The organism is Roseobacter sp. SK209-2-6 (assembly GCF_000169455.1).
In the GTDB taxonomy this organism is placed as follows: domain Bacteria; phylum Pseudomonadota; class Alphaproteobacteria; order Rhodobacterales; family Rhodobacteraceae; genus Pseudophaeobacter.
This window is the reverse complement of record NZ_AAYC01000013.1, coordinates 37,424-51,253: the sequence shown is the minus strand read 5'-3', so window position 1 is coordinate 51,253 and position 13,830 is coordinate 37,424. Positions and strand designations below refer to the sequence as shown.

Here is a 13,830-nt window from a genome sequence, read left to right as displayed (position 1 = left end):
CTGCGTGGGGCTGGAGGCGAGGATCAGAAATTGCATGTGGTGGTTGGTGTAATGACTTGGCCGTCAGGTATATTGCAGACGTCTTTCGCAATGATTACGGACATGTTTGCAAAGTCTTCCTCGGTCCAATCACCGGGATCCTTTGCATTCAGTTGTGCCAGAACCTCTGCTTCATCCGGGTTGCGGGCAACCGCCGCTACCAGTTCCGGTTTGGCCTCGATCCCTTGTTGAAGCGCCTTAAATTGCGCGGCTTCTTTCAGTGAGACCTGCTGCCAGTTGTCGCCGTCGCCGACATAGGCAACGCGCTGATTACCTGCATCGCAGCCTGCAAGCAGGGCGGTGGCCATCAGCGCGAGAGGTAGGGATTTCAGTGTCATTGAACCTGCCGTTTCCAAATGGGCAATTGGGGCGGCATCTGCGCCGCCCCAAAAGTTCTTTAGCCTTTGATCGCTTTCAGCACGGCTTCGCCCAGGCCCGCGGGGCTTTCGGCGACTACGATACCTGCGGCTTTCATTGCTTCGATCTTGTCCTCAGCACCGCCTTTGCCGCCGGCAACAATGGCGCCCGCGTGGCCCATTCGGCGGCCGGGAGGGGCGGTACGTCCGGCGATGAAGCCTGCAACCGGCTTCCAGCGGCCTTTTTTCTTCTGCTCGGCGAGGAATTCGGCTGCTTCCTCTTCGGCAGAGCCACCGATTTCACCGATCATGATGATGGACTCGGTCTCATCATCGTCCAGGAACAGGTCCAGCACGTCGATATGCTCGGTGCCCTTGATGGGGTCGCCGCCGATACCCACAGCAGAGGACTGGCCAAGCCCGATGTCAGAAGTCTGCTTCACCGCCTCATAGGTCAAGGTGCCGGAGCGGGAAACCACGCCGACCGAGCCGCGTTTGTGGATATGGCCAGGCATGATGCCGATTTTGCAGGCGTCCGGAGTGATCACGCCGGGGCAGTTGGGGCCGATGAGGCGCGAGCTGCTGCCTTCGAGCGCGCGCTGCACCCGCATCATGTCCAGAACCGGGATGCCTTCGGTGATGCAAACGATGAGTTCCATCTCGGCATCGATGGCTTCGAGGATCGAGTCTGCTGCAAAGGGGGGCGGCACGTAGATGACGGAGGCATTGGCCTCGGTCACATGCTTGGCTTCGTGCACGGAGTTGAAGACCGGCAGGTTCAGGTGGCTCTGCCCGCCCTTGCCCGGCGTGACGCCGCCAACCATCTTGGTGCCATAGGCGATGGCCTGTTCAGAGTGAAAGGTGCCCTGCGAGCCGGTGAAGCCCTGACAGATGACCTTGGTGTTTTCGTCGATGAGGACTGCCATTTTTAGGAGTCTCCTAGATAGATTTTGATGAAACCGCGATCAGAAAGCCAAGAAAAGAAACTAAAGCAAAAAGCCCTAAAACTCTGGACGCAAGTCTGAGTACTTTTTCATAGATGGCTTGATCGATCCGATATGTTGCGTGCTTTACGCCCCAAGATTTTGGTTGGTAACTCTCTGGGTATAGAACGGTTAGTTCGAACTTACCTTCAGGGTCTACAACCATACGACTGGCTGCGATGCCCACTTTTACTAGTCCGTAGAAGACTAGTAAAAGGCCTGACGCAGCGAGCCAGTACAAAGCTGTATGGGGCAAAAACATCGTTAGCATCGAAGTAGGCTTTAACCCTTCACCGCTTTCACGATTTTCTCGGCGCCGTCAGACAGGTCGTCGGCGGCGATCACATCAACGTCGGAGTTGTTGATGATGTCTTTGCCGGCTTCCACATTAGTGCCCTCAAGGCGGACAACCAGCGGAACCTGCAGGCCGACTTCCTTCACCGCGGCAACCACGCCCTCGGCAATCACATCACAGCGCATGATGCCGCCGAAGATATTGACCAGGATGCCTTTGACGTTGGGGTCAGAGGTGATGATCTTGAAGGCCTCGGTGACTTTCTCTTTGGTGGCGCCGCCGCCCACGTCGAGGAAGTTTGCAGGCTCAGCGCCGTAAAGCTTGATGATGTCCATGGTGGCCATCGCCAGCCCCGCGCCGTTCACCATGCAGCCGATCTCACCGTCGAGCGCGATGTAGTTCAGGTCATACTTGGAGGCTTCCAGCTCTTTGGGGTCTTCCTCTGTGGTGTCGCGCAGCTCGGCCACATCGGCGTGGCGGTAGACCGCGTTGCCGTCAAAGCCGACCTTGGCGTCCAGCACCTTGAGGTTGCCATCATCCGCGATGATCAGCGGGTTGATCTCCAGCATCTCCATGTCTTTGTCGACAAAGGCCTGGTAGAGTTGGCCCATCAGCTTGACGCATTGCTTTACCTGGGCACCCGCAAGCCCCAGCGAGAAGGCAACGCGGCGGCCGTGATAGGGTTGATAGCCGGTAGCCGGATCAACAGAGAAGGAGAGGATCTTTTCCGGGGTCTCAGCCGCCACTTCCTCAATGTCCATGCCGCCTTCGGTGGAGCAGACAAAGGAGATGCGCGAGGTCTGACGATCTACCAGCAGGGCGAGGTAAAGCTCGCTTTGAATGCCCGAGCCCGCTTCGATGTAGATCCGGTTGACCTGCTTGCCTGCGGGGCCGGTCTGATGGGTGACCAGGGTGCGCCCCAGCATCTTCTTGGCTTCCTCGGCGGCTTCCTCCACCGATTTGGTCAGGCGCACGCCGCCTTTTTCGCCTGCATCGGCCTCCTTGAAGGAGCCCTTGCCGCGACCGCCGGCATGGATCTGTGCCTTCACCACCCAAAGCGGGCCGTCAAGCTCGCCTGCAGCGGTTTTGGCTTCATCGGCCTTCAGCACCACGCGTCCGTCGGAAACCGGCGCACCGTAGCTGCGAAGAAGGGCCTTGGCCTGATATTCGTGGATGTTCATGAGAAACTGTCCCGTCTGGCTTCATTTGTCTTTGTCATAACGCCGTCATAACCTACATTTTTAAAGGGTTTTTTGATGCTTCACGGGGAAATGATGAAGATTTTCCGCATTTGTGATCACGCTTTTTAATCGTGTGATCACAAATTTATAAATCCTTAGCGGATTTGATTCGTGAGTTTGGAAATAGGGGAAATGCGACGTTTCAAGCGGGGAAACGCCCTTTGTGTCTCGCAGTTGGGGCTGGTGGTGTCAGGACCGGAGAGGAAGAGATAGGAAAAAGAAAAGCACGGCCAAGATGGGCCGTGCTTCCTAGTCTTTGCTGCCAAGGCAGCAGGTTTGTTTCTTCGCGGGTTAGGCGAGGGATCCGTCGATGCCTTTGCAAGCGTCAACAAGGCCTTGAACTGCTTTGACCGAGGTGTCGAACATCTCCTGCTCTTCTTTGTTGAGCTTGATGTTTACGATACGCTCTACACCGCCGGCGCCGATCACGGTTGGAACGCCAACATACATGTCGTTGACGCCCAGATCGCCATCGCAATAGGCCGCACAGGGCAGCACGCGCTTTTGGTCTTTCAGATAGGCTTCGGCCATCTCGATGGCAGAAGCGGCTGGTGCGTAGAAGGCGGAGCCGGTCTTGAGCAGGCCAACGATTTCGGCGCCGCCGTCACGGGTGCGCTGAACCATGGCGTCCAGCTTTTCTTGCGTGGTCCAGCCCATTTCGATCAGGTCAGGCAGCGGGATCCCGGCAACGGTGGAGTAGCGCACGGAGGGCACCATGGTGTCGCCATGGCCGCCCAGAACAAAGGCGGTGACATCGCGCATTGAGACGTTGAATTCTTCGGCCAGGAAGTGGCGGAAACGAGCAGAGTCCAGAACGCCAGCCATGCCGCAGACTTTATTCGCGGGCAGGCCCGAGAATTTCTGCAGAGCCCAAACCATCGCGTCCAGCGGGTTGGTGATGCAGATCACAAAGGCGTTTGGCGCATGGGCGGCAATGCCTTCACCAACGGATTTCATCACTTTGAGGTTGATGCCCAGAAGGTCATCGCGGCTCATGCCTGGTTTGCGCGCAACACCGGCGGTCACAATGCAGACATCAGCGCCCGCGATATCGGCATAGTCGCTGGAGCCCTTCATGTTTGCGTCGATTTTCTCAACAGGGCCGGATTCGGCAATGTCGAGCGCCTTGCCCTGGGGCAGGCCATCTGCAATGTCGAAAAGGACGACATCGCCGAGTTCTTTGATAGCTGCGAGATGAGCGAGCGTGCCGCCGATGTTGCCTGCGCCGATAAGGGCGATCTTTGGTCTGGCCATGGGGATTTCTCTCCGGTCCGGTTGAATTTGCAAGGATGCCTACGCCTTCATGCGCCCTCGCGCAAGTGTTCTGCGCTGCGGCAAAGAGGAAGAGGGTTACAACTGTGGGAGATGTGCTAGCGCTAAAGGGTTAGCAAATAATGGCGATTTCAGGCGAGTCCCGAAGATGATTTGCAGGGATTGTTTTTCGTTTTTGCGCGCCTTGCGGTCGTTTTTGCGAAGGTTTCCTGATGCGGATTTGCGCTTTTGCAATTTCTTCCAGTGGTTTTGATTCCTGTGGAGGTTGTGCCACATCTTTGTAGACTGCGGTTGCATATCTTGCGAGTTGCCAATTGGGTGAGGCCGACGTGAAGATTGCTTGCTACGAAATATGTACAACCCTACCAGGCATGCGAAGCTGGCAGCTGGGTCGATTGGGGCGGCAAAAATCTGAAATATGCGCAGGAGTTGACACTTCACTGCAATTAGAAACAGGGCCTGTGGGGCCAACATGACTTGGGTTAAATTCGCTGGTGCAACGAAGAGTTCAGTCTGAACAGCACCGACCTTAAGCCGAGCTGTTTTCCGACGAGAAAAAACCAAAGAGGAACAACAGATGCGGCCAGGTGATCAATAGACCCGATGATGGAAAGGCCCGAAGGTCACTAGGAATGAGCGCTGAGAAAGACAGTCGGACCTTTAACAAGAAGCAAGGCCTCGACTAAGCCGGGTAATTACTATGGCGCACAGAGTGAAAAGCGCGGGCGACAGGCCTAAGCTGGTATGCCTGGCACGCAGTTCGGGGCTCTGTTCAACAGCGGACATCGCTGTGACCAGTCCGAAACTCACCAACGAAGCGGATTAGGCGTCGTTATCCGCTGGTGCAGGAAGCGCTTCTGCCAAGGCTTCAAAAGACTGACCCGATGCCATAAGGCAAGTCATTCCAGTGGGCATCGTTACGGTGATTGTCCAGCTGCCGCTTTCGGCGGAGGCAAAAGTTTCCATCACCATGCCTTGCTGACCAAGGCCAATGCTCTGACGGCTTTCGCCATATTTATCAGCGAGGCGTTGAACCACCACATCGCGTGGTGCACAGTTGCGGCCCTGTGCGGCCGAAGGTGCTGCAGTTGTGAGAGTCATGGCCAAGCTAAGAGCAGTCAGGCCAAATGCGGTTTTAAACATCGTCTTTTTCATGGGTTTTACCCTTTCCGGAACGGCTTCCTCAAGGGAGAGTGGCGAGACTAGCCTCTCTCCGTGCCCTCAAGACTGAGCCGGTTGCTGTGACGTAATTGTTATTCGGGCCTTTGGCCCGGTAGTTCCCAGCCGGACTATTTCTCCGGCAGCAGGGTAAGGAGTTCTTGCCTGGAAGCCCTGCGACATTAAAACTGTGCCAGTAAGTTGCTGAAATAGTGTTAACAAACCGGGCTGGCATTTTTCTCACTTATTTTCAATGAGTTGAACCTTCCATAGGAAAACATTCTGCGCTGCGGCGTGATTTCTCTTGAAAGTTTCTTCTCTCGCATATAGCCATTTGCGCAACAAAATAACTTGCAGGAGCACCTCATGGACCCGCGCAACCGCCCATACCGTTCGGTTCTATATATCCCTGGATCCAAGCCGAGGGCGCTGGACAAGGCGCGCAGCCTGCCTGTGGATGCGGTGATATTTGATCTCGAAGATGCGGTGGCGGCGGATGAGAAAACCACTGCCCGTGCCACCCTTGCCGAGGCTCTGGTGCAAGGCGGGTATGGAGATCGGGTCAAGATTGTGCGGATCAATGGCCTGGATACACAATGGGGTGAGGCGGATGCACGCGCCGCAGCCGAGATGGACTGTGATGCGGTCCTGCTGCCAAAGGTCTCCTCTCCGCAAGATCTGGATGCGCTGGCAGATCTGATTGGGGATAAGCCGATCTGGGCCATGATGGAGACCCCGCGTGGCATGCTGAATGCCCCTGCGATTGCAGCGCATCCGCGCTTGCAAGGGATGGTCATGGGGACCAATGATTTGGCCAAAGAGCTGCAGACCCGGTTCCGTTCAGATCGTCTGCCCCTGATGTCGGGCCTAGGCCTTTGCCTTTTGGCTGCAAAAGCAGAAGGGTTGATAATTGTTGATGGCGTCTACAATGCTTTCAAGGACGCTGAGGGGCTGAGGCTGGAATGTAACCAGGGTCGGGACATGGGGTTTGACGGCAAAACCCTTATCCACCCTGCGCAGGTAGAGGTGGCGAATAACGCATTTGCACCCAGCGAAGAGGAAATCGATCTCTCCAAGCGTCAGATCACGGCCTTTGAAGAGGTCGAAGCCGCAGGGCAGGGCGTTGCAGTGGTCGATGGCAAGATCGTGGAGAATCTTCACGTGGTGACCGCACGTGAAATTCTTGCAAAAGCGGATGCAATCGCGGCCCTTTCGACGTAGGTGTTAAACATATTAACATCTCGGGGAGACTGACATGACACTTTTGGTCCTAGGCATCCTAATCTGGTGGGGCGCGCACCTGTTCAAGCGGGTGGCGCCGGGCATCCGCGAACCTATGGGGCAGCGCGGCAAAGGGCTCGTCGCCTTGGCCTTGCTGGCTGGTGTGGTTCTGATGGTTCTTGGCTATCGCTCGGCTGAATCTTATGAGTTGGCGCTATATCCGCCCTTCCTGCAGCATGTGAATAACCTGTTGATGCTGCTGGCGCTCTATTTCACCAGCCCTGGCCCTAGCAAAGGGGCGCTCTTCTACCGGATGCGCCATCCAATGCTCTTTGGCTTCTCGCTCTGGGCCATCGCGCACCTCTTGGTCAATTGGGATCCCGCTTCATTCGTGCTCTTTGGCAGCATGCTGGCCTGGGCACTGTTGGAGATGGTCGTGATCAACCGGGCAGAGCCCAATTGGACCGCGCCCGCCAAGGGCAGCATTGCCAAGGACGGGATGTTCTTGGTTGCTTCAATCATACTTTTGGCCGTGATCGGCTATGTCCATGGCCTCGTGGGGCCTTCTCCATTTCCAGGGTAGTGACGGATGAAACTCTATCGATTTCTGAGCGAGGACGACACCTCGGACTTTTGCCACAAGGTGACGGATGCCTTGAACAAGGGCTGGGAGCTGCATGGCAGCCCGACCCAGGCCTTTGATCCGGTGAAGGGTGTCATGCGTTGCGGTCAGGCGGTGGTCAAGGATGTGGATGGCACCTACACGCGCGAAACAAAGCTGGGAGAACACTGATGGCAAAGACCAGAGCGGCAAAAACCAATCCGGGCCGGTTCTTTGAGGACTACAAGCTGGGTGAAGTGATCACCCACGCGGTGCCACGCACTGTGTCGGGCGGCGAGCGGGCGCTCTATCATGCGCTATACCCTGCGCGCCATGCGCTTTATTCCTCGGATGAATTTGCCCGCCGCTCCGGTCTGCCAGGGGCGCCGCTGGATGATCTGGTGGCATTCCATGTGGTCTTTGGCAAGACGGTTCCCGATGTCTCTCTCAATGCGGTGGCAAATCTTGGCTATGCCGAAGGGCGCTGGCTGCTGCCGGTCTACGAGGGCGATACACTGCGGTCTGAATCCGAAGTGATCGGGCTTAAGCAGAACTCCAACGGCAAGACCGGGGTGGTCTATGTCCGCACTCGCGGGCTGAACCAGCGCGATGAATGCGTCATGGCATATGTGCGCTGGGTCATGGTGCGCAAGCGCGACCTGGATGCGCCCGCGCCGGAAACCCATGTGCCGGAGCTGACAAAAGTCATCCCGGCGGACCAGCTGGTGGTGCCTGCCGGGCTCGACTTCTCCGATTATGATTTCGGTCTGGCCGGTGAGTCGCATCGTTGGGGCGACTATGAGATTGGTGAAACCATTGACCACGTCGACGGTGTCACCGTGGAAGAGGCGGAGCATATGCTGGCCACGCGTCTTTGGCAGAATACAGCCAAGGTGCATTTCGACACTACGGCGCGCCCCGATGGGACCCGGCTGATCTATGGCGGTCACGTGATTTCGATGGCGCGGGCGCTGTCGTTCAACGGGCTGGCCAACGCGCAGATGATAGTTGGCCTCAATGGCGGTGCTCATGCCAACCCCTGCCTCTCTGGCACCACCATTCGCGCCTGGAGCGAGGTGCTGGACAAAGCTGATACAGAGGCTCCTGGAGTAGGAGCTCTGCGTTTGCGCTTGGTTGCGACCAAAGGCGGGGCGCCCTTTGAACTCAAAGGCGATGATGGCAAATACTTGCCCGACGTGCTGCTGGATCTCGATTACTGGGTGCTGATGCCCAAATAACTGAGAGCTTGGGAGGTTGCAGACCGGCATTTTCAGGCCAGCAATGGGGCCTTCGGCCAGAAGGTGAACCTTACCCTAGGGGCAAGGGCTGACTGTGAGTGGTATCTGCCACTTTGCCAAGCAATAGTGAGAGAGCAAAGAAATCCAGCCGAAAAGAGGGTGACGCAACCATGATGAGGATCTAACTTGATCTCATGCAATATTTGCGTGTTTTGATCTGTTGTCTTTCCTTGCTGTTGCCGCGTTTGGCAACTGCCTGCGATCTGGCGCTGGTTTTGGCGGTGGATGTTTCCGGGTCTGTGGATGAGACGGAGTATCGGATCCAGATGGATGGGCTGGCAGAGGGGCTGCGGGACGGAATCGTTTCCGAAGCACTGGTGCGAGCCGAAGCTCAGATTCTCTTGATACAGTGGTCTGGAACCAGGCGACAAGAGATTTCCATCCCTTGGACTGCCTTGCAAACTTTTGAAGATGTTGAGGCCCTGGCCCAGCGGGTTGAACTGACCCCGCGACCCTGGCGCAATTTTTCCACGGCGCTGGGCGAGGCGCTGGAATTAGCCTCCTTGCAGTTCAACCAAGTTACCGAGTGCCAACGCCGCGTGATCGATTTGTCTGGGGATGGGTTTTCCAATGAAGGCATTGCTCCCAGGGCGCTCCATCCGGAACTTGGCGCCAAAGGGATCACTGTCAATGCCATTGCCATTGAGCAGAGCGAGCCAGAGCTGACCGCCTACTTCTATGAAAACGTCATCCGCGGGGAAGGCGCCTTTGTTGAGACCGCAGCAAACTTCCGCGACTACCCGCAGAAAATTCGCAGAAAGCTGATCAGAGAGGTGGCGGAAAAAACCGCTGATTTCCTGCCGCCTTTCAACGAGCCGGCGCCGGATTTGCAAGAATTTGCAGAAAGGGGGGCTGATTCTGCAAAAGTTTTTCAGTGAGTTAATTTGTGATCACTTATTGAATGCGTGTGATCACAAATGCATTGTTTTCGCTAACTCTGGTCAAATAACTGCAGGAATTTACCACTCGTTTGCGTGACAGGACGCAAAAAAACGCTAAAACGTCGTCAGCTAACCGGAAAGGAGCCAACATGGCCGATGTAAATCGGGGCGAGCGCCCGCTTTCGCCACATTTGTCGATCTACCGTCCACAAATGACATCAATGTCCTCGATCTTGACACGGATCACTGGCAACGCACTGATCATCGCGGTGATCATGGTTGTCTGGTGGCTCTTGGCGGCTGCGACCTCGGCCGAATATTTTGAACTTGCGAATGGTCTTTTGACATCCTGGTTTGGGCGCATCGTATTGCTGCTCTCAACTTTGGGCATTTGGTACCACTTCCTGGCAGGCCTGCGGCACCTCTACTTTGATGCGGGTCATGGCCTAGATATCGAAACCGCTGAAAAGCTCGGTTGGGGCTGTATAGCCGGTTCGTTTGTCTTGACCGCCATTACCGTGCTTGTGGTTTAAGGAGGCAACCATGCGTTATTTGACTGCTCGCAAACGCGCCGAGGGCAAAGGGGCTTCTGGAACCGGTACGGAGCACCATTGGTACATGCAGGCCAGCGCTGTTGCTTTGGCCTTTCTGGTTCCTGCTTTCCTCTATGTTGTGGGGTCTGCCATTGGCAGCAGCCATGAAGAGGTTCTGGCGACCTTCTCGCGGCCCTTTCCCGCAATTCTGACCGGTCTCACGCTTTATGCGGGCGTGATGCACTTCAACAAAGGTGCTCAGATGATGATCGAGGACTATGCGCGGGGCTCCATGCGCAAGGCACTGATCATATTTGTCATCGGGTTAAGCTATACCACCATTGCGACCGGGGTTTTTGCTCTGGCCAAGATTGCGCTGTAAGGGACAAGAGACATGGCTGCATACGAATACGAGACGCATGATTATGACGTCGTGGTCGTGGGTGCCGGCGGTGCCGGCCTACGCGCAACATTGGGCATGGCGGAGCAGGGGTTGCGTACCGCCTGTGTCACCAAGGTTTTCCCAACCCGCTCCCACACCGTGGCAGCGCAGGGCGGCATTGCGGCCTCTCTGGGCAACATGGGTCCGGACAGCTGGCAGTGGCATATGTATGACACCGTCAAGGGCTCTGACTGGCTGGGTGACACAGACGCGATGGAATACCTCGCACGTGAAGCCCCCAAGGCGGTCTATGAGCTGGAGCACTACGGCGTGCCCTTCAGCCGCACCGAAGAGGGCAAGATCTATCAGCGCCCCTTTGGCGGCCATACCACCGAATACGGTGAAGGCCCTGCGGTGCAGCGCACCTGTGCCGCCGCCGACCGGACCGGCCACGCCATCTTGCACACGCTTTATGGTCAGAGTCTCAAGAACAACGCGGAATTCTATATCGAGTATTTCGCCATCGACCTGATCATGTCCGAGGACGGGCAGTGCCAGGGCGTAGTCTGCTGGAAGCTCGATGACGGCACCATGCATGTCTTCAACGCCAAGATGGTGGTGCTGGCGACCGGTGGTTACGGCCGCGCCTATTTCTCCGCCACTTCCGCCCATACCTGCACCGGTGACGGCGGCGGCATGGTGGCGCGCGCTGGCTTGGCGCTGCAGGACATGGAATTCGTGCAGTTCCACCCAACCGGCATCTATGGCTCCGGCTGCCTGATTACCGAAGGCGCGCGCGGCGAGGGTGGATACCTCACCAACTCCGAAGGCGAGCGCTTCATGGAGCGCTATGCGCCGCAGTATAAAGACCTTGCACCGCGCGACTATGTTTCGCGTTCGATGACCATGGAAATCCGCGAAGGCCGCGGTGTGGGCGCTGAAGGTGATCACATCCACTTGAACCTCTCCCACCTGCCAGCCGAGGCACTGGCGGAACGCCTGCCGGGTATTTCGGAAAGTGCGAAAATCTTTGCCGGTGTTGATGTCACCAAAGAGCCGATCCCGGTTCTGCCCACCGTGCACTACAACATGGGCGGTATCCCCACCAACTATTGGGGTGAGGTGCTGAACCCAACCGCGGAAGATCCAACCGGTGTTGTGCCCGGCCTTATGGCTGTGGGCGAAGCGGGCTGTGCCTCGGTGCATGGTGCGAACCGTCTGGGCTCCAACTCTCTGATTGACCTTGTGGTCTTTGGCCGTGCGGCGGCGATCCGTGCGGGTAAGGTGGTGGATGCGGAAGCCCCCAACCCAGTGCTGAACCAGGCCTCGGTTGATGCTGCATTCGACCGTTTTGATGGTTTGCGCAACGCAAACGGCGCGGTGGCGACTGCGGATCTGCGGCTGGAGATGCAACGGACCATGCAGTCCGACGCGGCAGTCTTCCGGACAGACAAGACCCTGAAGGAAGGTGTTGAGAAGATGACCGAGATTGCGGGCAAGATGGGTGACCTCAAGGTCACCGACCGCTCGCTGGTCTGGAACTCCGACCTGATGGAAACCCTCGAGCTCACCAACCTGATGCCCAACGCTCTGGCCACAATCCATGGCGCCGAAGCACGCAAAGAGAGCCGGGGCGCCCATGCCCATGAGGATTACGCCACCCGCGATGACGAGAACTGGCGCGTCCATACCGTCTCTCGCGTGGAGGGTGAGAAGGTTGACCTCAGCTACCGCCCGGTGATCGTTGACCCGCTCACCACCGAAGACGAGGGCGGCATCAGCCTGAAGAAAATCGCCCCCAAGGCACGCACCTTCTAAGGAGACGCCCAGATGGTCGAATTTGCACTTCCAAAGAACTCGAAGATCACAACGGGCAAGACCTGGCCGAAGCCTCAGGGTGCGACCAATGTCCGTAAGTTCAAGATCTATCGCTGGAACCCCGACGACGGCAAGAACCCCAGCGTTGATACCTATTTTGTCGATATGGACAATTGCGGCCCGATGATCCTGGACGCGCTGATCAAGATCAAGAATGAGATTGATCCGACGCTGACCTTCCGCCGCTCCTGCCGCGAAGGGATCTGTGGTTCTTGCGCTATGAATATCGGCGGCATCAATACTCTGGCCTGTATCTATGGCATGGATGAGGTGAAGGGTGACGTAAAGATCTACCCGCTGCCGCATATGCCGGTGGTCAAGGACTTGATCCCGGATCTCACCCATTTCTATGCGCAGCATGCCTCGATCATGCCCTGGCTGGAAACCAAGACTAACGCGCCCGCCAAAGAGTGGAAGCAGTCCATTGAGGACCGCAAAAAGCTGGATGGTCTGTATGAATGCGTCATGTGTGCCAGCTGTTCCACTTCTTGCCCCAGCTACTGGTGGAATGGCGACAAATACCTTGGGCCAGCAGCACTGCTGCATGCCTACCGCTGGATCATTGACAGCAGAGATGAGGCGACGCCCGAACGGTTGGACCAGCTGGAGGATCCCTTCAAGCTCTACCGTTGCCACACCATCATGAACTGCACCAAGACTTGCCCCAAAGGCCTGAATCCGGCCAAGGCGATTGCCCATATCAAGCATATGATGGTCGATCGCGCGGTCTGATCCGAAGGCGCATCTTTTTGGTGGCTAGTTAGAACCCCCGGCAGGTCACTCCTGCCGGGGGTTTCTTATTCTGGAAAGATCTGCAGATGCAGGTGATCGTCGTGCCGGGCGGCGCGACAGCCCTGGAAACGGAGCTTGGCGTCCCGAAGGCCCAGTCTTTGTTGGAGATGTGGTTCCAGAAAGATCTTCTCTACCCGTTCATTCCCGGCAAGGGTCTGGACCACAAGTTTGAGCCGTTCAGGTTCAAGGGAATAGTCGCGCCAGTAAGGCTGAAGAAAAGCCAGATCCCAACGCAGGGTGGGCCAAGCATCTGGGCATTCTGTCGGCCCGTCTTCGAAAGCAAAGTAGCCTATGGGTGAGGGCAGATGCCCAGGCAAATACCCACCGTTCTGGTCTTGATAATAGAAAGCGAGGTCAGCTTTGCGGCCATCTTTGTGGGAGAGATGCGGCAGCAAAGGAAAACCATCCAAAAACGGGAAGTTGGCATCCAACAGTAGGGTCTGGGTACCGGGATACTGTGCTTCTACTTGTGATGCCGCCTCTTGCAGGACCTCCGCTAGATCGGCGCTGACATAGTTCCGATTGCTGAGACAGTAGAACCAGCTTTGCACTTGCAGGCTTTCCTTGGCAAAACAGCTAACCGGAACGCGCCCGGTATGGGGTGCCAGCATATGGGCTGCAATGGTCGATAGAAGATAAAGACCTAGAAAGACTGGCAGGCGCCTTTTGAAGCAAAGGGCCAGCAGCCAGGCAATTCCGCCTAGCTGCGTAACGGCGGTGAGCAACAGGAAAAGGAAAGCGTGAAAGAAAAACATCAACATGGGCGTAGAAAGCAGGAGAGCGCCCCCGGAAACAAGAGGCATTATTGCCTTGAGTTTCGGGCATGACGGCCATGCGAAATTGTAACATGCAGTTCAAGGGCTTCTGACCTAAGTTGTCTTCCGAGGGAGGCAGTCAAAC

The 13,830-nt window shown here is 56.7% G+C and carries 15 protein-coding genes; 9 read left to right on the top strand and 6 right to left on the bottom strand.

What is annotated here, in order from left to right:
* Positions 1 to 23 precede the first annotated feature (23 nt).
* From RSK20926_RS17660 to RSK20926_RS17630, 5 genes are all read right to left on the bottom strand, one after another.
* The gene (locus RSK20926_RS17660; protein ID WP_008208819.1) at positions 24 to 377 is read right to left on the bottom strand and encodes a hypothetical protein; all 354 of its coding nucleotides are present in this window, start codon (positions 375 to 377) and stop codon (positions 24 to 26) included.
* A gap of 59 nt (positions 378 to 436) precedes the next feature.
* Entirely contained in the window at positions 437 to 1,321 is an 885-nt protein-coding gene (sucD, locus tag RSK20926_RS17655) for a succinate--CoA ligase subunit alpha (protein WP_008208818.1), read from the bottom strand.
* Positions 1,322 to 1,660: 339 nt separating this feature from the next.
* The gene (gene sucC / locus RSK20926_RS17645; RefSeq protein WP_008208817.1) at positions 1,661 to 2,854 is read right to left on the bottom strand and encodes an ADP-forming succinate--CoA ligase subunit beta; all 1,194 of its coding nucleotides are present in this window, start codon (positions 2,852 to 2,854) and stop codon (positions 1,661 to 1,663) included.
* A gap of 351 nt (positions 2,855 to 3,205) precedes the next feature.
* Positions 3,206 to 4,168: a malate dehydrogenase gene (mdh, locus tag RSK20926_RS17640; protein WP_008208815.1), complete on the bottom strand. Its 963-nt coding sequence runs from the start codon at positions 4,166 to 4,168 to the stop codon at positions 3,206 to 3,208.
* An 840-nt stretch (positions 4,169 to 5,008) separates the two neighbouring features.
* Positions 5,009 to 5,341 (bottom strand): hypothetical protein, encoded by a 333-nt coding sequence (locus RSK20926_RS17630; protein ID WP_008208812.1) that lies wholly within the window; start codon positions 5,339 to 5,341, stop codon positions 5,009 to 5,011.
* 369 nt (positions 5,342 to 5,710) lie between these two features.
* Between RSK20926_RS17630 and RSK20926_RS17625 the strand changes: the two genes are divergently transcribed.
* The 9 genes from RSK20926_RS17625 to RSK20926_RS17585 all read left to right on the top strand — a co-directional run bounded on the left by RSK20926_RS17625 (position 5,711) and on the right by RSK20926_RS17585 (position 12,870).
* Positions 5,711 to 6,565 (top strand): HpcH/HpaI aldolase/citrate lyase family protein, encoded by an 855-nt coding sequence (locus RSK20926_RS17625; protein WP_008208810.1) that lies wholly within the window; start codon positions 5,711 to 5,713, stop codon positions 6,563 to 6,565.
* A 34-nt stretch (positions 6,566 to 6,599) separates the two neighbouring features.
* Positions 6,600 to 7,148 carry an NnrU family protein gene (locus RSK20926_RS17620; protein ID WP_008208808.1) on the top strand — a complete coding sequence of 183 codons (549 nt, stop codon included), beginning with the start codon at positions 6,600 to 6,602 and terminating at the stop codon, positions 7,146 to 7,148.
* A gap of 6 nt (positions 7,149 to 7,154) precedes the next feature.
* Positions 7,155 to 7,358, top strand: a complete 204-nt coding sequence (locus tag RSK20926_RS17615) for a DUF1737 domain-containing protein (RefSeq protein ID WP_008208806.1) — start codon at positions 7,155 to 7,157, stop codon at positions 7,356 to 7,358.
* Positions 7,358 to 8,404 carry a MaoC family dehydratase gene (locus tag RSK20926_RS17610; RefSeq protein ID WP_008208804.1) on the top strand — a complete coding sequence of 349 codons (1,047 nt, stop codon included), beginning with the start codon at positions 7,358 to 7,360 and terminating at the stop codon, positions 8,402 to 8,404. The genes RSK20926_RS17615 and RSK20926_RS17610 overlap by 1 nt, the downstream gene beginning before the upstream one ends.
* Positions 8,405 to 8,598: 194 nt before the next feature.
* Positions 8,599 to 9,342: a DUF1194 domain-containing protein gene (locus tag RSK20926_RS17605; RefSeq protein ID WP_008208803.1), complete on the top strand. Its 744-nt coding sequence runs from the start codon at positions 8,599 to 8,601 to the stop codon at positions 9,340 to 9,342.
* 152 nt (positions 9,343 to 9,494) lie between these two features.
* On the top strand, positions 9,495 to 9,878 hold the full coding sequence (sdhC, locus tag RSK20926_RS17600; protein WP_037255647.1) for a succinate dehydrogenase, cytochrome b556 subunit: 384 nt from the start codon (positions 9,495 to 9,497) through the stop codon (positions 9,876 to 9,878).
* Positions 9,879 to 9,888: 10 nt separating this feature from the next.
* A complete protein-coding gene (gene sdhD, locus RSK20926_RS17595) occupies positions 9,889 to 10,260 on the top strand; it encodes a succinate dehydrogenase, hydrophobic membrane anchor protein (protein ID WP_008208799.1) in 372 nt (123 codons plus the stop codon).
* A gap of 12 nt (positions 10,261 to 10,272) precedes the next feature.
* Positions 10,273 to 12,078 (top strand): succinate dehydrogenase flavoprotein subunit, encoded by a 1,806-nt coding sequence (gene sdhA / locus RSK20926_RS17590; RefSeq protein WP_008208798.1) that lies wholly within the window; start codon positions 10,273 to 10,275, stop codon positions 12,076 to 12,078.
* 12 nt (positions 12,079 to 12,090) lie between these two features.
* The gene (locus RSK20926_RS17585) at positions 12,091 to 12,870 is read left to right on the top strand and encodes a succinate dehydrogenase iron-sulfur subunit (protein ID WP_008208797.1); all 780 of its coding nucleotides are present in this window, start codon (positions 12,091 to 12,093) and stop codon (positions 12,868 to 12,870) included.
* Positions 12,871 to 12,935: 65 nt separating this feature from the next.
* On the opposite strand, the gene RSK20926_RS17580 is transcribed toward RSK20926_RS17585, so the two are convergent.
* Positions 12,936 to 13,691 (bottom strand): hypothetical protein, encoded by a 756-nt coding sequence (locus RSK20926_RS17580; protein ID WP_008208796.1) that lies wholly within the window; start codon positions 13,689 to 13,691, stop codon positions 12,936 to 12,938.
* Positions 13,692 to 13,830: the final 139 nt, after the last annotated feature.